The following is a 17395-nucleotide window of genomic DNA, read 5'->3' on the forward strand; positions in this document are numbered from 1 at the left end:
CGTGGGCAACGCGACCGCTCGGAGGGGTAAGACGGCTTTCCCAAGATCTCCCGACCGTGCGGGCATCCCGCTTCATCGACGTTGACCGCCGCGCCCTGGCCCATCAGGCGACGGTAGGCTACAGGAGAGGTGGCGGGGGGATCGTGGCATGCCATCGCCACATGCCCATCTCTCAGGGCGCAACGAGCAGAACCGCACGTCTCTGAGCCGCCATCCGGCGAAGGTGGACTATCAGCTTGCCATGGTTCAAGAAAATTCACTCAAGCGACCCGCTGGCGCTGCTATAGCTATGACCGCACCGTGGCATATCAGATACGTCATTTTGCGTTTAGTTCCATCTTCTGAATGGAACGTGATGACGCGAGGGTCTTTCCGCTTTTAGTTTTGTGCCTTAACGTATGTGCTATGTGCTACAGCTCTTTACTAGCAGCGTTCGATTGGGAACATATGCATAGATCTCCGCAAGCAAGAGACAGGTCGGACATCAGTAATACTTGAACTCGACCCTGTGATCCGCCGACATTTCCACTAACACATCACAATATTTCATAACGACAGCGACGCAATTGAGACTAGCTTCGAATGAATAATGCAACTATCTCTGTTGTTATGGCAACATATAACGGATCAAAATATCTATCGGATCAACTTCATAGCTTGAGTTCGCAGAGCCGATTGCCCGATGAGATCTTGATCTCGGATGACTGTTCGACAGACGACACAATCGCTATTTTAGAGCGATTTAAGAATGAGAATTCACTGAACATTCGGATCATTCGACGCGAAAGTCAGCTCAATTTTCGAGAGAACTTTCTGCAAACGGCCTTGGAGGCTAGAAGCGAATTCATTGCATTCTGCGATCAGGACGATATTTGGCGGCATGACAAGCTGGAACGGTGCTCCAAGTATTTTTTTGATACCAGTGTTGCGATGATTGTTCATCCGGCGGAAACTATCGATCATCAGTCGAAGAAAACCGGGTATTTTCGTCAGGGTATTACCAAGCACGCGATCAGGCCTCCGCTCTCCTATGACCTCTGGCATGGATTCTGGGGATTTTCGATCGTTTTCCGCCGCAATCTCTTGGATCTCCTGCCGATTCAAGATCGCTTCACCGACTATATCGCGCCAAGTCATCTCATTTCTCATGATCGATGGATTACTTTTCTGGCCCAAATGGTGGGTCAGACGGCCGAGATCGACGAAGAGCTAGTAAAATATAGGCAACACGCCTCAAATCTTTTCGGCAAGGGTTCCATGTTCGAAATTTCGACCGGGAAAGAATTAAGAAGTCGAACCGATCGCTATATCGAGATAGCGAACCAAATGCTCACTGTTATCACCCGTTTGGACGCATCGACGACCAACAAATATCCAATGTTTGATAGGAATGCCTGTAAATGTTTTATTGCTAGCTCTCTGCAGACACTCGAGAAAAGACGCGAACTGTATTTGGAAGAAAGTCGGCCGAAATCCATTATTAAGGCGGTGGTCGCCCTGGCTGACGGGACTTATAAGTCGTCATTTAGCAAGAAAACCAAGTGGCGATCATTTGCACGCGATCTTCAATATCTCGCCTTCGGTTCGCGATGAGCCGCCCCGTCTCCACACCATTCTTTGCGAGTTTAATTATTGAAGGCATCATGGTATTCAATGTGAATATTGTTCATAATTGAAGATAATGCACATGTTTTCCGATTGATTTCTAGCTGAAGACTCAAGATTTGGATCGAGAGCCGCTGTACCGCCAGATCGAATGGCAAAAATCGCTGTTTTGGACCTCACCCCGTTCATAGCCTTACATGGCTCTTTGGCGGGGGCGGGCGCGAATGTGGGAAAGGATCCGTCCGGCAGGGAGTGGGCCGCGCATAGGGACGCCGCGTGTCGGACATTAAAATCCGTTCTCACTCAGGAGCTTGCCGTCAGCTACCGCTCCAGCCGCTGCAAAGATGACAAGCAGCGTGGTATCCAGTACCAATGAGCAGCTCTAGTCAATGTGAAAGCCGATCTTCTTCGGCTTGGCGTTGACCTACGCAGCTTTTTGGAGAGTGTTCCCTGTGCGCTTGAGATCCCTAGATTTCATACGAGGTCTCGCGGCACTTCTTGTGGTCGTCTACCATTTCCAGCATTTCGCAGCCATCGGCCAACCGGCATCCTCTTGGTCCGTGGACTCGGCGGCGCTCCCCTTTAGCAGCGCCCTCAAGATCGTCTACCTATACGGCTGGATGGCGGTTGATTTCTTCTTCGTCATTTCAGGTTTTGTATTTTTCTGGCTTTATCGAGAGAAGATATTTGAGCGGAAAGTCGATGCATGGTCTTTTGCGGTACTGCGGATTACACGCTTGTACCCTCTCCATTTTGTGACATTACTATGCGTGGCCGCCCTACAAACTCTTTATCGCCCCATCGCAGGTTCGCCATTCATCATTCCATACAATGATGCCACGCATTTCCTGCTAAATGTGGTATTTATACAAAGCTGGGGATTCGAGCGAGGCCCATCGTTCAACGCGGCGAGCTGGTCCATCTCTGTCGAGGTTCTGCTCTACCTGATCTTCTTTGTTGTCTCTCTGAGCCGGATGTCGCGATCGCCTCTAGCGGTGCTGGGCGCGGTCTGTATCGGCCTCTTGCTGCAGGGACTTAACCCGGTCATCGGGCGGGGCATCGCCGCGTTTTTCGCGGGTGGCTTAGCCTACTACGCCCTGCAAACGATTGTCGCCCGCACGGATCGGAAGAGGGTGACGTGGGGAATCATTGGCTTGACGGCAGCGATCTGGGTTGTCGTCGTGGTCGCAATCCAGGGCGACGTTCTTGAGCATGGCTTTGCCGCCATGGGATGGGAACGGTGGACGATGATCGCTGGAAAAATTTCCGGGCGGTTTATCTTATATGTTCTGTTCCCACTGACGGTCATCGCCCTGACCACTTCGGAGCGTGTCTTAAATTACCGCTGGACGCAGGGGCCGCTTCTTGGCGACATCTCGTATGCCGCCTACTTGATCCACTTCCCATTACAGCTTGTCGTCGCAAACCTCGTTGTGCGGGACATGCTACCGCCCACAGCAGTCACAGGGCCAGTAGCGCTCTTCGCCTTTCTCGCGACGTTGATTGTTTTGTCCTGGCTAACCTATCGATATTTCGAGTTGCCGATGCAGCGCTTCGGACGCCGCATTCTCCTCGCGCGTCGGGACAAGTTCGCCTGAGCGGTCGTCGTCCCGTCTGCCCCAACAAAGGCGCCGCTGGGTTACTGAATGCGCGCCGTCGCCCCCATAGAACGGCGACGGGGCATCCGGTCACGAAGGTCGCCGGGCCGAACCGCTCATTCACCTGGATAAGTGTAGAGGGGTTCCCTGGGGCGAATCCCGACATACAAGCCGTTCTTCTCGGTGCTTCTGTCGATGATCGATCCGGCACCGATCACGCACCCCTCCCTGATGACGACGCCCGGCAAGATCATGACCCGAGCGTAGATCATGCATCCACGCTCGATGATGATCGGTTTGTAGATCTCGTCGCCGGTCGTCCTACGATAAGGACCGGTTTTGATAATCTTATGGGTCGCCGTTTCTAGATGAACCTCTGAACCCATGCGCACCCATTCGCCGACTTCGATCTGGGCGTAGTTATTAATTCTACTCCCAACCCCAATCCGAACATTGTCACCAACGGCCAGACGACTTGTAAGAATATTGACACCACTACCAATACTTGAATTATTGCCTATTTTTACGCCGGCGCCTCTCAGGAGGTGAGCGCGCATGGAGGATAAAACTTCTGTTTGTTGAAGTTTCACCAAAGCCCTAAATGCAACTCTATTCATTCCGTATCCCTTGGGCATACCCTGCTACAGGCGGACACGAAACCACCTCAATAAATCAGGATATAGATGAATCACTAAGCTGTACTTTAAAAAATTTCGCCCTATCGCTGCTACAGGCCATCATATACGCGCAAGCAACACGTGCAACTATAAGATGCGTTTGTCTCTCAGATTACTGGACGCTTCCCTGTTCGCGGGCTGAGGGGGAACCGTTTTGGGCGATCAGTTAGCCGGTTCGGGGCTGGCTGGCATGCCCCGAGACGCAGTCGCATTCACCAACCTGCTGTCCTTCCGGGACCGCGCGGGATCGTTCAGGACGATACCCAGCACGCGGGTATTGGCCGAGCGTAACGCCCGGATTGCCTCGGAAAGCTGATCGAGCTTTGTCCGGTTCAAAGTGGCAACCAAGACGACGCCCGTCAGCATGTGTCCGATCGCCTGTGCGTCGGGCGAGGATTCGAGCGCAGCCATATCGAGGATGACATCCCGCTGGCGAACAAGGCGGCTCAGTCCCGCGCGGATCGCCGGCGAACCTAGAAAGGCGTTCGGATCGGCCTTGTGTCCTGTCGCCAAGCCGGCGACGGCCGGGACGAAGCTGAGAGAGGGTGTGATCGCCACTTCAGGAAGGTCATTCGTGGGCGAGGACGATTGCATGATCGTATCAAGGCCGGTCCCGGCTCGAGGGGCGAGACGACGGGTGAGATCGGGCCGGCCGAGGTTGGCATCGATGAGAGCGACCCTGGAGCCGAACGCGGCAAGGAGGTGAGCGAGGTTTGCGCTCAAGATGGTGCAGCCATCGCCTTCCTGGCAACTTACGAACCCGATCGAGACCTGCTGGGACTTGATGCCGGCTGCGAAGATGACCGTGCGGAGCAGGCGCATGGCCAAGGCGAACTCGGTCTCCGGCTGTGTCAGAGCCGTCGTGTCAGTGAGCCGCCCTGCCTTCCACCGCGGGACGGAGACGAGGCAATCGACCCCGAGCAGACGTCGGATTTGAGCGGGCGAGCGGACCTTGCGGTCGAAGTTGTGAAGCACCGCGATCGACGCAATTCCGGTCACGAGGCCGAGGATGCCGCTGAACAGCAGAATCAGCTTGGTCTGCGGAAAGGCAGCGGCCAGCGGCGGAAGGGCCGAGCCCACGATGCGAGCGTCCGAATCAGGAAACTGGAAGTCGGTGATGACCCCTGTGGCCACGGCCTCTTCGGCCGCCTTTTTCTCGGCTTGGATGAGGGAGATTCGACCTTGCAGGAACTCGATCCCGCGCTGATCGGATGCGGCGTGGACGAACACCTGATCTCGGATATAGGCTGCGGCGATGGAATTCGTAATCCGGGTGGTGTTCGCCGGAGTAAGGCCGCGGAACGAGACTTCGAGAACGTAGGATTGGCCGAGGCGCCGCACCTGCACGCGATCGGAGAAGTTCTGAAAAGCGATCTCGCGAGCGCGTGACGCCAGCTCATCGTCCGACGGCCGGCTCGACGGCGGGGCAAACAGACCGAGGATCTTACCGAGCGTCCGGCCGACCAGCCCTGGGCCCTTGTCAGCGTAGGCCGGGTCGCTATCGAGCTTGAGCGTGTCGAACACGTAGCGGAGGTTTCTGGCCGAGCGGATGACCTGGAGCTGGCTCTCGGTCTGGGCGCTGTCGAGGACCGGGGCCGCCGCCGAAGCCGCCGCCGCCGCATCGGTGCCGGGCGGGAGGCGCACCCGCGGCTCGAGAGCGATTTGGGCGCTCGCGACATATTCGGGCTGCGCCACGGCGACGTAGCCGAGCCCTGCAATGAGGCAGAACAGGATCCACAGGCCGAGGCCGAGCGCTCTCCGGCGGACCGCTGCGATCAGGTCACCGATCAGCGTGCCACCGGGGTCATCCGCTTCCTGGCGCATGTCGACATGTTCCAGTCCAGGAAGCGCGGCCTGGGGCAGCTCTTCGGGACGGCCGAGGGAGGGAGGCGTGTAGTTCATAGAGATGCAGCCCGTTCGGGTGTCAGGCGGAAGCGCAGGAGGTCGAAGGCCGCGATCAAGTTGCCGCGCAAGCGGCCGCGCCGATCGACGTATGGTTCCGGAGACAACGACTTCATGAGATTGGCGGCGACGTTCCGACCAATCTGCCCGATGACCTGCCGCGTCGTCATCGTGCCCTTGCGGTGCATATAAACAGGATTCATGACCTGAGAGTAGCCGAATTTCAGTCCAGAGACCCGACCGCGTTTGACGCCAAGATGAGCTCCGTAGGCTGCCCCCACCTTGAGGACACGTCCGCCACGCTTGGCAACTTGCGCGCCAAAGTCGCGGTCCTCCAGCCATCCGTAAAGGACGAGCCTCTCATCGAAAAGCAGTCCTTGGATGGCCGCGCAACGGAAGGCCATGTTGCATCCGTAGGGACTGAAATTCTCAATCACCCAATCAGTGGTGGAAGGATCGTGGGCGGTGACGCTGGCCACCGCGAATTCCTTGGAAAGCCCAGCACCGAGGATTCCGTCGGCGACGACGTGCCCTGTGATGCAGGCGATTGTCGGGTCCGCCCGGAAGGCCTGGACAACGGTCTCGAGCCAGCGCGGATCGGGATAATAATCGTCATCGAAGAACGCAATGAGATCGGCGTTGTCCGGCAGCGCCTTGAGGATCCCGTTGCGCTGCCGCGGTAGGCCCGCAGCCGTGTAGATCACCTGCACGTCCGGATTCTCGGCGACGGCTCCGACATCCTCGGGCCCCGAACAGCAGACGATGATCTGCTGCGGTTTCAAGGTCTGCAATGCGAGGTGGCCGAGCATTGCAGCGAGTTGGTCGGGCCGCCCCTTGGTCGCGACGCCAACGACGACACGGAGTGGCTCGTTTGCGGCTACGCTAGACATCTCGCCGCTCGACATCGCTCAACCCCCTTAAACCGAACAAAAAAGTCAAATTGCCCTGCGGCAAAGGCAATACATTTGTCATGCTCGGCAGCACGCACACCAAGCCATTGCGAGATGTTGCCAAGCAACACTTGGCCCGGACTGAGATTCGTCGTCAAGCGACTGATCACAACGGCAGGACTTCGCGGGGATTCCCCTATCGGATTTGGACGCGGCCTCACAGCCGGTCGAGCAAGTTGAGATAGGACTGCGCGGATGCGCGCCACGAGAAGAGCTTCACGCGTTCCAAGCCGCGACCCTTGAGGTCCTCCCGAAGGACGGAAGAGGCGATGAGGTTGCGAAAATGGGCTTGCCAAGCAGGCGCGTCATCCGGGCCGGCAAGCAGGGCCGCGTCGCCGCAGATCTCCGGCATGCAGGATTGATCCGACGAGACGACCGGGCACCCGAGCGCCATGGCTTCCACCAATGGAATTCCGAACCCCTCTTGTCTGGACGGGAATGCAAGGCAAAGGGCATGGGAGTAGAGCCATGCGAGGTCGTCGTCCGACACGAAACCGAGGCGGTGAATGTTGGCAGCCTCTATGGACCCGGTCTGCGCGAAGATCTCCGCGCTGCCGCCCGCCACCACGAGATCGAGCCCTAGGCTATCGAGGGCTTCGGCCTGCTGCAGGATGAAGGCGGCGTTCTTGTGCCGCGCTCGGCTCCCGAGAAGCAGCACGAAGGGGCGCAGGCCCGCGAGGGAAGACGCCAGCCTCGAGTTGGCCCCCTCCCAGCGGTAGACATGCTCATGTCCGTTCGGGATAACCGCGACGTCCAAGGATGCGAAGCCGAGGTGATGCTTGAGCATGCGGGCCGAGGCATTCGACACTGTCGTGATCGTCATCGCCCGCCGGGCCAAGCCAGGGATCAACAGGTGGTAGACCGTACGGAAGGCGCGACTGTAACTGTCCGGCGCATCGAAGACGTTCGTATCGTGGATGCAGACGATCTGCCGCCGGAGCGCCAGAGGACCCATATTGCAGAGATTCAGTAGGGGCGCCGTCGCTCGGAGCGGCAGGAGTGTCTGTTCCCACAGATGCCCGCTTGCGCCGTTCACACCACGCACCTCGATCGCTGCGGAAGTCGGCGCTGCGTCGGCACCCGGCGGGATCAAAAGTTCGGCACGCTTTCCGCGATTGCCCAACTCCTGATCGATTTCGCGAACGATTTCACGTGCATACCGCTGCACACCCGTCACCGGCTGGCCATAGAAGCGGCCATTGATCGCAAAGCGCGGTGCCGCCGAGGACCCGATCCCGTTGCTGCGTGCCGCCAAGCGGTCCGACTTGCCCAATGCTTACGACCTCCTTTGCCGGTACGGACGACGCTATCGTCGCGAAACCGGAATTGATGTCCCGTTGAAGTACCAAACCCTTGGAAACTCCGCCCCGTCGGTCGATGTCGGGGGATCCGTCAACGCCCTTTCGGCGCACCTCATGGGTGAAGCTCGCTATGAGGCCGTACGCTCATCGAGGCCGACAGCCTGTGGGGTGTCGAAGGGTGGCACGGGGCGAGATGACCTCACTCCGACCATATGCGTCGCCGTGATCATGCCGAGAGCTGCGGCGGTACTGATGCCGATATCGGGAATCGTTCCCGCAACCTGATACATGACGAGAGTCGGCAACAGGCCAAACTTAACCACCGTCGCGAAGGTTTTTACCGCAGGCGGCGCCAAACGGGGCACAGCGAGAAGCTGCTGCGCGATGAAGCCGAACATGAGTATGGCACCGAGGATGCCGGTGCTGCCGAGGATCGAGATCGCCCAGTTCGAGACGCGGATCGAGCCGAGCCCGGCGCCCATGCCGCCCGAGTCGATGAAGGCGTGCCAGCCGACACGGTTCCACATGCTGCGCTCGGCGAAGGACGAGGTCGACGCCTTCTGGAAAACCATCTTGTCGACCATGGTGATGATCGGATCGAAGAGCGTCGGCTTGATCATGAAGCCAACGAACGCCGAGAAAATCAGCAGGATAATCAGGCTGATTTCGAGATTGATCTGGTCCCGGCGCGGGTTACGGGGATCGAGCATGCGGATGAGGAGGTCGATCCCGTAGATCGCGACCAACACCCCGAAACCGACATAAGCAGTCGATGACGTAGAGAGGATCGTCATCAACGTCAGCATGACCATCGTGGCCACCAGCACGAGGGTCTCCGGCCCCTTGCGGAAGAACGGTCGCATGAACAGCAGCATCGACAGCATGCCGACGCAGATCGATCCGTAGACCGAAGCCTCCGGCATCAGCCCGACCACGCGCTTGGCACCCTCGGCTTCGACCTCGGTGAGGAGCGCGTAGCTCGCATTGCGGAACGGGTCGAGGATCGCGCCGATACCGAGCGTGTACGTGATGAAATCCACGACGCCGGTCGCCACGAGGACGATGGCCCCACCCAGCAGCGCACGCTTGAAATGCTCCCGTGTCTCGTCCGTTTGGCCGATGATCGTGAAGCAGAGCGTCGTCCCGTAGGACAGGGCCATATAGCCCGACTGGGTGAAGTTACCGGCCCCCGGCTTCAAGACATCGGTTCCGAACCGGAGCGCCGAAACCGGCACCACCTCGAACATGTTTGCGAAGACGCGCGGCATCACTTGTGCGCCGACAACAGCATAAAGGAGGAAGGCCGAGAACAACGCAAGCCGTCGCGGATCCACAGCCGCTTCCAAAGCTCGCGTCGGGTTCCCCCGTTGAACCAACACCTTACAGGCGAACAACGCGGCGCAGGCCGATTGCGGCAGCAAGGTGGCACCTCCGCTGCCCGGCAGCATCTGAAGAGAGCCGAAGCAACCGGTGATGAACAACAAGTAGAGCAGGCTCGGTCCATTGGAGAAGACCGCAACCAGCATGAGGCCCCAGAGCAGGGCAGCGGGCCAAGACACAGCTGCCTCAAAAGTCCTTCAGGGGTTCGCCAGAGGCACGGGCACCTCTCGCGCTACTGATCTGCGTATCGGCCGCGCGCGGATCCACGATCCGAGGAACCACTCGGACCACGTCACCCGGTTGCAGGAGGTCGTCGTCCTCTGCAGGGATCATCTGAGCCTTTCCGGCATGCCGTCGAAGGATGAAGTATTCCGGCTTAGAATAGGCCTCCGAGTTGCTCACGACCGTTGCAGGCGACCGGACCTGGGCTTGGTAGAGAAGGTTCTTCGCCCCTTCGAGGCGCGCTGTCACCTCGCTCAGCTTGATGCGGGTCTCGGCGGCTTCCTGAAGGACCGTGTTGCGACGCTGGTCCTTGATTTCGAGGATATCCCGATCGGCCCGGGAAATATCCTGGCGAGCCCGGATCACGGCGATCTGCACGTCGAGACGGTTCGACTCGAGGGTCGCGATGGTCTGCGAGGTCTCGATTTGGCGGGGCATGGCCGAAAGGCCCTTGCTGACCAAGCTCGAAATCCTGGCCAGCTCCTGCTTCATGATCTCGAGCTGTTCGCCCGTGGTCGAGTCCTTCGCGCTCAAAGACGCGATCTGGTCGGTGAGGTAATCCTTGTTCTTCTTGATGTTCACGATCTGCGCATCGAGGGAGGCGCGGCGCGTCTCAAGGGCGAGACGCTCCTCGTTCATGATCCGCGCGATCTCAGGCTCCTTGGCGCGGGCTTCGAGCTCCGGCGGAAACGCGATGGGCTTTTCGCGCAGTTCGGCATCGAGGCGAGCCTGCCTCGCCAGGAGCGCGAGGCGGCTCGTAACGTACTCCTGGATGTCGCCCTGCGCCTTCACGGCCTCGCGGACGAACTGCAGAAGGATATCCGTGGGAACCCGCTGAAGGCCGCCGGCAATGCTCACAGCCTGAAGGACGCTGACCTGCGGGCGGTATTCATACTCGCCGGGCTTCTCCACGCTCCCCATGACGTAGTACGGACGGTACTTCACGATCTGGACCGAGGCGTCGGGCTTGGTGGCCAATCCCGCTTTGGTCTTCAAACGTTCGGCGATGTCCGAGGCGACGTCCGTCGTGGTCCGCCCGTTCGCGTCGACTTCGCCGATGATGGGCAAGGCGACGCGCCCCGAGGCTCCTACGGTAAAGTCACCGTTGAACGCCTGCCACTGATACGCTTCGCCGGTCCCGGCACGCAGATCGGAGACCTTCACCTGGAGTTGGTCCTGCGGGCCGAGCTTGTAGGCCTCCTCGGCCATGGCTTGCCTGCCAGTCGAGCCTAGAAGGACGATGACGGCGGCCAAGCGCCAAATCCGATGATACGTCCTCATGCGACCCTCGCACGTTGAAATTGATTGGAGACGACGCCGGCCTTGAGCTTGCGCTTCGAGGACGGAGGGTTCGGCATGATGATGATCAATAAGCCGCTGACGCAGCCGAAAAGGATCATCATCGCCACGATAGGAACCATCTTTGGATAGGCGGTGCCGAGCGGCTTGTTGGCGGGCCCCAGGAGGCGGACTTCCGCATCGGCGAGATTGCCTTCAGGAATTTCCCCGAAACGCATGCCCGCCTCAGCGGCGAGCACCTGCCCCTGAAGCTTCTCCAAACGGCGCTCAAGATACACCCCCCGCCGCTGCTCGCGGGCAAGGGCGCCGCGCAGTCGATAGGCGGCATAGGCGGAAGCGATCGAGTTCACGACCCGTGCGGCCTGCTCGGCGCTCTGGGCACGATAAGAGATTTCAATCACGTAAGAGAGGCTGAGCCGACGCGACCGCACCCGACCCGCGAACGCATAAAACGCTTCCAGCGAATCGTGACCGGATGCGACGAAGCGCTCGAGCCGCGCGATCTTATGGCCGATATAGGCCCAGAAGCCATCCGGTCCGTTGCGGATCTCGGGAGATCTAGCAAGATCGAGTGCGTTGAATACGCGGTATAGCAACTGCTCAGAACGCAAGACCCGCAATTCGGTCTCGCACTGGACGGTATCCATCATGAATTGGTGGAAATGTCGCTCGTCCTCCGGGCCGTCGTTCACGATAACCCGCGGTTGCAGCAAAATCTGTGTCGTGGCGACATAGTCCGGTCGAAGCAGCTTCACGTAAGCCACCCCACACAGCGCGAACGCCCCGACCCAGATGACCAGGAAGACTCGCCGCGTCCGGACAAGGGCGATGGTCGCTGAGATCGAGGCGGATGCCTCCGAAAGGGGGCGAGCGCCGACCCAGATCTGAGTCGACGGTGCGGATTTGGGTCGGAGGCGAATGCGGCTCATCCTGTCATCTCGCTAGGCCGAAGCCGACTTTCTGCGAGCCAGGTGTAAGGTTCCCCCGTCAATCGTCCGCTCCGTGACAGTCATAGCTTTTCCATGCACCTGCATCCAGGCCTCGGCGATGGCCTCGCGCATCTGGTGCTCGAACCGGGCCGGATTGAACTGGCGGGCGTGGAGGACGATGTCGGCCGGATCGAGGGGCAGTCGCTCCAGGCGGGCGATCGCGTCGATCAGGGCATCCTCGCTCTGCTCGTCGAAGAACACGCCGGTGCGCCCGTCCACCACCGTCTCGGTGGCGCCGCCGCGACCGAAGGCGACGACCGGGCGACCGCTCGCCATCGCCTCCACCGGCACGATCCCGAAATCCTCCTCGCCGGGGAAGATCAGGCCGCGGGCGCGGGCATAGTGATGGCGCAGCTGCGCGAAGGGCTGGGAGCCCAGCATCTCCACGGTCGGCCCCGCGATCTGCCGCAGCTCGGCCAGCATCTCGCCGCCGCCGATCACCACGAGGCGCCGCCCCGTCCGGTTGAAGGCGCGTACCGCAATGTCCGGCCGCTTGTAGCGGACGAGTTCGCCCACCATCAGGTAATAATCGCCGACCTCATCCGGCGCGACCGGCGCGAAGGCGTCGATGTCGACCGGCGGATGCACCACGCCCGAATCCCGGCGGTAATACCGGCGGATACGCGAGGCCACCGTGCTGGAATTCGCCACGAACCGATCGACCCGCGCGGCCGAGCTTTCGTCCCAGAGGCGCAGGTAATGGGTCAGCAGGGGCATCGACAGCTTGGCCAAACGCCCCGCGCCCTCCCGGTAATCGTGGTACATGTTCCAGATGTACCGCATCGGGGAGTGGCAATAGCAGACATGCACCGCCCCCTCCGGCGGGACGATGCCCTTGGCCGGGCCGGATTCACTGCTGATGATCAGTTCGTAGCCCCGCAGATCGAGTTGCTCCAGGGCGAGCGGCATCAGCGGCAGGTACGACTTGTACATCCGCGGCGCGCGCGGAAGCTTGGCGATTAACGAGGTCTTGATCGTGTGCCTGCGCAGTTCCTCGGTGAGGATCTCCGGCACGACCACATGGGTGAAGATATCCGCCTCGGGGTACATCCGCGCGAGGGCCTCGATGACCTTCTCACCGCCCCGCATCCCCACCAGCCAATAGTGGATGATCGCGACGCGCATGAAGTCCTCCGGTTCCAGATTGACGGGGCATCGTACGCGCCGAGCCCGCCATTCGCCGGCGGGCGTCGCGGAGACGGTTCAAAAGCCGAAGTCACGGCAACGGTCTCAAGGACCCGCCGTGACCTCTCACTGAAAATTATATCGATCCGCCGATATTACACAATCGGATGAAACTGCAAATTGGAAGATCGTTAACTCCGAAATCAGTAGGAGCCTTTGACCAAGAACACTGCCGGAACTGTCTTCGCGATAATAACTATGTCGCCGACGAAACTACGCGACTCGACATAGTGCCGGTCCAGGCTGACACGCTCGGCATAGCTCGTGTCCGAGCGGCCGCTCACCTGCCACGCCCCGGTCAGACCAGGCCGCACGGCGAAATAGGCCGACGCCGCATCGCCGTACTTCTCGACCTCGGCCTGCACGATCGGACGAGGGCCCACGAGGCTCATCTCCCCGCGCAGCACGTTGATGAGCTGCGGCAACTCATCGAGGCTCGACTTCCGCAGCACATGGCCGATGACCGTGATTCGCGGGTCGTGCTTCAGCTTCCGCGTCTCGTTCCACTCAGCCATCGCGGCTGGGTTCTCGGCGAGATACGCCTGCAGGATCGCGTCGCCGTTGATCCGCATGGAGCGGAACTTCAAGCAGCCGAACGTCTTTTGGTTGAGACCGAGACGACGGTGACTGTAGAACGGCGCCGCCCCATCGACGGCCCAGATCGCCAGAGCGACGAGAGCGAACAGCGGCAGAAGAAGAACGAGGGCCGTGAAGGCGACACTGAAGTCGAAAGCGCGCTTGAGCGCCTGATCGACGGCTTTGCCGAGACCGAAGAGGCCTTTCGCCCGCGACGCGGTCGAGATCCCCCTCGAGCGGCTGACGGCAAGGATCAGATCGTGATGCAGCATACTGCTTCCCTCTCTGGCACAGCCGGGAGTAACAACATTTACGATTTCTTAGCCATCCGATGCCAGATTGCGCTGCACAATTCAAGTTCGAGCCTGGGGTATTTTACCCATTTTTTTGAAATTTCTATGGAACGCTTTTGCAGTTCCCAAATTTCAGGACTAAATTCTTTAAAACCTGAGCCATTTCCAAGCGCGGCCGTCGCACGACCCAAGGTGCTTGTTGCGCTGCAATAATCAGCATGCGGATGTGCGATCCGGCCCCCGGCGTGCCACCGGCCGGGCCCGCCTCCCCGTCGCTCCCTGGAAATAATCCTCGCCCGGCGGCCGCCACGGGGCAGCCTGTGGCAGACTACCGAGAGGCGGCATCGGCCCCGCCCGGGGAGCATCCTCCAGCCCATGGCCCGCCGACACGCGAATCGGCCGCGCCCGGCCCCAGTCGCGGGCGGGATGGCATTCACGCAAGAGAAAGCAAGATTTAATTATTCAGGGCGCAGATCACGGGGTCTTGGATATTCGTGGATCCCCGTGATGCCGTTACTCGACCTCACCGGCTATCGTCTGACCTTCGACGACGAATTCAACACCCGCAGCATCTCGCAGACGGGCCAAGGCACGACATGGGCCGACATCCGGTCCCAGTGGCGGTACGACGCCAATTCCGACATCGGCTTCGGCCATTCCTCCTTCGTCGATCCCGCATCCGGCTACGATCCGTTCAGCGTGCAGGGCGGCGCCCTCGCCATCACCGCCGTGCCGGACCGGACGAAGTTCGGCTATCCCGGCAGCTGGGAATCGGGGCTGATCACGACCCAGGGCAATTTCTCGCAGACCTACGGGTATTTCGAGATGCGGGCCGATCTCGCCGACGCCAAGGGCGGGTGGGATGCGTTCTGGCTGCTCCCCACCACGCCGGCCGCGAACCCCACCAACCTGCCGGGCTGGCAGGAACTCGATGTCGTCGAGCATTACGGCGCGTACAACCAGGGCACCTATCGCTGGATCCACACCACGGATCCCGGGCCGAACAAGAACCCCAATTCGGACCTGCAGGTCTTCAGCAACAACCCGACGCAGGTGACGGGCTACCACACCTACGGCATGGACTGGCAGAAGGACACGATCAGCTTCTACTTCGACGGCCAGTTCATGGGGTCGAGGCCGACGCCCTCGGACATGCACGGCCCGATGTATCTCCTCGCCAACCTCGCGACGCAGACCGACGCCGACGAGGCGGGCGTCCCGATGACGATGAAGATCGACTACATCCGGGCCTATTCCAGCGACCCGAACGCGGTCGCCATCACGCAGCAGACCGTCTCGGCCCCGGACGGACAGGACCCGGGGCTCTACGGAGCGACGGCGGCGAAGGCTCCCGCCCCGGTGGTGAAGCCGATCTCCGAGACCGTGTCCTTCGCCCGCGACGGCTATCTGGCCGCCAACGGCGACGTGGCCAAGGCGGGCATGGACCCGCTGACGCATTATCAGCAATACGGCTGGAAGGAGGGGCGCGACCCCTCGGCCGGCTTCGACGTCGAGCAGTATCTCGCCCGCAACCCGGACGTGAAGGCCGCCGGGATTGATCCCTTCACCCATTACCTCCAGAACGGGCAGGCCGAGGGACGGCAGACCTACGCCGCCATCGGCAAGCCGGGCGACTTCACCCACGGCTCCTTCGACGCCGAGTATTACCTGCTGGCCAATCCGGACGTCGCCAAGCTGGTGCTGGCCACGGGCGGCGACACCCTCGCCCTGGCCTACCAGCACTACCAGACCAACGGCTGGCAGGAGGGCCGCAAGGGGGACGCCTTCTTCGACACGGCCTATTACGTCGCCCACAACGCGGACGTGGCCGCCGCCCATATCGACCCGCTGGCCCATTACGACCAGTTCGGCTGGAAGGAAGGGCGCGACCCCTCCGCCGCGTTCAGCACCAACGCCTATCTCGCCGCCAACCCGGACGTGGCGGCGGCCCATATCGACCCGCTGCTGCACTACCTGCAGTTCGGGGCCCTGGAAGGACGCCACCTCGGATGAGCGAAGGGCGGACAGGCGGGTTCGCCTGTCCGCCCTCGAAACCGGCTGGCTTTCGGCCTCAGTACTTGCGCACCAGCGGCGCCGGGGCGGGGGCCGGCGGCACGCCGAAGGCGTAGCGGAAGCCGACCGAGACGATGTCGACGCTCGAATCGACCACGCCCGCGAAGGCGATGTTGCCGACATTGTAGTCGCGCCCGAGGCCCGCCAGGATCCGCGACCGGTCGAGGAAGAGGTGCGAGTAGGCCGCGTTCAGCGTCAGCTGGTTGTTCCAGCGGTAGCTCGCGCCGACGTTCAGGCTGTAGCGGTCGCCGTCGGGCAGGCGCACCGAGCGGTTGCTGAAGTCGATGGGCGAGGTCTCGTAGCCGAAGCCGCCCCGCACCGTCAGGGCCTCGCTCACGTCGTACTCGCCGCCGATCGAGTAATAGTACCCGTCCTTGTAATTGAGCGGCAGGTTGTTGACCGTGATGCCGAGCGTCTTCGACACGACGCCCACGGTGCCGAGCCTCGACCAATTGTCCCACTCGAAGCCGAGGGAGACGCGGGCGACCGGGCTCACCGCTTGGGTCAGGCCGACGCTGAGCTTGTCGGGGGTGTTGAGGTTGGCGCGCACCTGCCCCGCCAGGGGGGCGAGGGCCAGCAGCGGCACGCCGATCGAGCCGTCGATGTCGTGATGCACCGAGGAGCGGTAGCCGATGCCGAACACCGTCCCCTGCCACGGGGTGATGGTGGCGCCGGCGGTGAAGCCCACGCCCCAGGATTCGCCCTTCAGGAACCCGCTCGGATAGGCGGTCGGCGGCAGGCCGGGGATCGGCAGGGCCTGGCGCAGCGTCAGGCGGAAATACTCGATGTTCGGGCCCGCCGCGACGGAGAGCCACTCGTTCACCTTGAAGCCGATCACCGGGTTGATGGCAATGGAGAAGATGCGCGACGACCGGCCGTAGACCTCGCCGGCCCACGTCTGATTCGGCTTGGTGGTGAGGCCGAACGGCGCGCCGGTCGAGATGCCGAGCCAGAGGCGGTCGTTGATCTGGTACGAGCTGGCGCCCGCCGGCAGGACCGCCCCCTGGCCGATGTCGCCCGAGCCGCCGAGCCGGGCGAAGACCGGGTTGGTGCCGGTGGTCGGATTGATCGTGGCCGAGGGGCCGAGATAGGTGAGGTTCTGCTCGGTGACGAAGCCGGGCCGCATCGTGATGACGGCCGGGTTCCAGAACATCGACGAGACGCCGCCGGACCCTGCCGCCGCGCCCGCGAAGGCCATGCCCTGCGCCTGGGTGCTCTGCTCCCGCAGCCCGAACGCCCCCGCGCTGGCCGCGGTCCCGCTCAGGAGCGTCGCCAGCAGCGCCGCCGACCCGACCCGGGCGACAAGCATCATCCTCATCCCAATTCCTCCCCAAGGAACTCTTTG

The 17395-nt window shown here is 61.2% G+C and carries 13 protein-coding genes; 3 read left to right on the plus strand and 10 right to left on the minus strand.

Features of this window, described 5'->3' with window-relative positions; translation table 11 throughout:
• Window positions 1-609 precede the first annotated feature (609 nt).
• Together ACXJ1Y_RS15405 and ACXJ1Y_RS15410 are read left to right on the plus strand one after the other, a co-directional pair.
• A complete protein-coding gene (locus ACXJ1Y_RS15405) occupies window positions 610-1593 on the plus strand; it encodes a glycosyltransferase (protein ID WP_463850132.1) in 984 nt (327 codons plus the stop codon).
• A 464-nt stretch (window positions 1594-2057) separates the two neighbouring features.
• Window positions 2058-3203: an acyltransferase family protein gene (locus ACXJ1Y_RS15410; RefSeq protein ID WP_463850133.1), complete on the plus strand. Its 1146-nt coding sequence runs from the start codon at window positions 2058-2060 to the stop codon at window positions 3201-3203.
• A gap of 116 nt (window positions 3204-3319) precedes the next feature.
• On the opposite strand, the gene ACXJ1Y_RS15415 is transcribed toward ACXJ1Y_RS15410, so the two are convergent.
• From ACXJ1Y_RS15415 to ACXJ1Y_RS15455, 9 genes are all read right to left on the minus strand, one after another.
• Complete coding sequence (locus ACXJ1Y_RS15415) at window positions 3320-3760, minus strand: acyltransferase (RefSeq protein WP_463847063.1); 441 nt, start codon at window positions 3758-3760, stop codon at window positions 3320-3322.
• 282 nt (window positions 3761-4042) lie between these two features.
• A complete protein-coding gene (locus ACXJ1Y_RS15420; protein WP_463847064.1) occupies window positions 4043-5782 on the minus strand; it encodes a tyrosine-protein kinase domain-containing protein in 1740 nt (579 codons plus the stop codon).
• On the minus strand, window positions 5779-6687 hold the full coding sequence (locus ACXJ1Y_RS15425) for a glycosyltransferase family 2 protein (protein ID WP_463847065.1): 909 nt from the start codon (window positions 6685-6687) through the stop codon (window positions 5779-5781). The genes ACXJ1Y_RS15420 and ACXJ1Y_RS15425 overlap by 4 nt, the downstream gene beginning before the upstream one ends.
• A 202-nt stretch (window positions 6688-6889) precedes the next feature.
• The gene (locus ACXJ1Y_RS15430) at window positions 6890-8005 is read right to left on the minus strand and encodes a glycosyltransferase family 4 protein (protein ID WP_463847066.1); all 1116 of its coding nucleotides are present in this window, start codon (window positions 8003-8005) and stop codon (window positions 6890-6892) included.
• 156 nt (window positions 8006-8161) lie between these two features.
• Window positions 8162-9592 (minus strand): hypothetical protein, encoded by a 1431-nt coding sequence (locus ACXJ1Y_RS15435; RefSeq protein WP_463847067.1) that lies wholly within the window; start codon window positions 9590-9592, stop codon window positions 8162-8164.
• 7 nt (window positions 9593-9599) lie between these two features.
• Complete coding sequence (locus ACXJ1Y_RS15440; RefSeq protein ID WP_463847068.1) at window positions 9600-10889, minus strand: polysaccharide biosynthesis/export family protein; 1290 nt, start codon at window positions 10887-10889, stop codon at window positions 9600-9602.
• Window positions 10890-10912: 23 nt separating this feature from the next.
• Window positions 10913-11863, minus strand: coding sequence for a GumC domain-containing protein (locus ACXJ1Y_RS15445; protein ID WP_463847069.1), 951 nt, complete (start codon window positions 11861-11863; stop codon window positions 10913-10915).
• A 12-nt stretch (window positions 11864-11875) separates the two neighbouring features.
• Complete coding sequence (locus ACXJ1Y_RS15450) at window positions 11876-13048, minus strand: glycosyltransferase (RefSeq protein ID WP_463847070.1); 1173 nt, start codon at window positions 13046-13048, stop codon at window positions 11876-11878.
• Window positions 13049-13251: 203 nt separating this feature from the next.
• Window positions 13252-13956, minus strand: coding sequence for a sugar transferase (locus ACXJ1Y_RS15455; RefSeq protein ID WP_463847071.1), 705 nt, complete (start codon window positions 13954-13956; stop codon window positions 13252-13254).
• A 528-nt stretch (window positions 13957-14484) separates the two neighbouring features.
• Here ACXJ1Y_RS15455 and ACXJ1Y_RS15460 point away from each other — a divergent pair.
• Window positions 14485-15990, plus strand: coding sequence for a glycoside hydrolase family 16 protein (locus tag ACXJ1Y_RS15460; RefSeq protein ID WP_463847072.1), 1506 nt, complete (start codon window positions 14485-14487; stop codon window positions 15988-15990).
• Window positions 15991-16048: 58 nt separating this feature from the next.
• Here ACXJ1Y_RS15460 and ACXJ1Y_RS15465 read toward each other — a convergent pair whose 3' ends face one another.
• Window positions 16049-17359, minus strand: a complete 1311-nt coding sequence (locus tag ACXJ1Y_RS15465; protein WP_463850134.1) for an OmpP1/FadL family transporter — start codon at window positions 17357-17359, stop codon at window positions 16049-16051.
• Window positions 17360-17395: the final 36 nt, after the last annotated feature.

The organism is Methylobacterium sp. TK26 (assembly GCF_055361565.1).

Excerpts from the sequence above, each read along its gene's own strand:
- ACXJ1Y_RS15405 (WP_463850132.1), top strand. The coding sequence starts at position 610 with ATGGCAACATATAACGGATCAAAATATCTATCGGATCAACTTCATAGC.
- ACXJ1Y_RS15415 (WP_463847063.1), bottom strand. The coding sequence starts at position 3,760 with ATGCGCGCTCACCTCCTGAGAGGCGCCGGCGTAAAAATAGGCAATAAT.
- ACXJ1Y_RS15420 (WP_463847064.1), bottom strand. The coding sequence starts at position 5,782 with ATGAACTACACGCCTCCCTCCCTCGGCCGTCCCGAAGAGCTGCCCCAG.
- ACXJ1Y_RS15425 (WP_463847065.1), bottom strand. The coding sequence starts at position 6,687 with ATGTCGAGCGGCGAGATGTCTAGCGTAGCCGCAAACGAGCCACTCCGT.
- ACXJ1Y_RS15445 (WP_463847069.1), bottom strand. The coding sequence starts at position 11,863 with ATGAGCCGCATTCGCCTCCGACCCAAATCCGCACCGTCGACTCAGATC.
- ACXJ1Y_RS15450 (WP_463847070.1), bottom strand. The coding sequence starts at position 13,048 with ATGCGCGTCGCGATCATCCACTATTGGCTGGTGGGGATGCGGGGCGGT.
- ACXJ1Y_RS15455 (WP_463847071.1), bottom strand. The coding sequence starts at position 13,956 with ATGCTGCATCACGATCTGATCCTTGCCGTCAGCCGCTCGAGGGGGATC.
- ACXJ1Y_RS15460 (WP_463847072.1), top strand. The coding sequence starts at position 14,485 with ATGCCGTTACTCGACCTCACCGGCTATCGTCTGACCTTCGACGACGAA.
- ACXJ1Y_RS15465 (WP_463850134.1), bottom strand. The coding sequence starts at position 17,359 with ATGCTTGTCGCCCGGGTCGGGTCGGCGGCGCTGCTGGCGACGCTCCTG.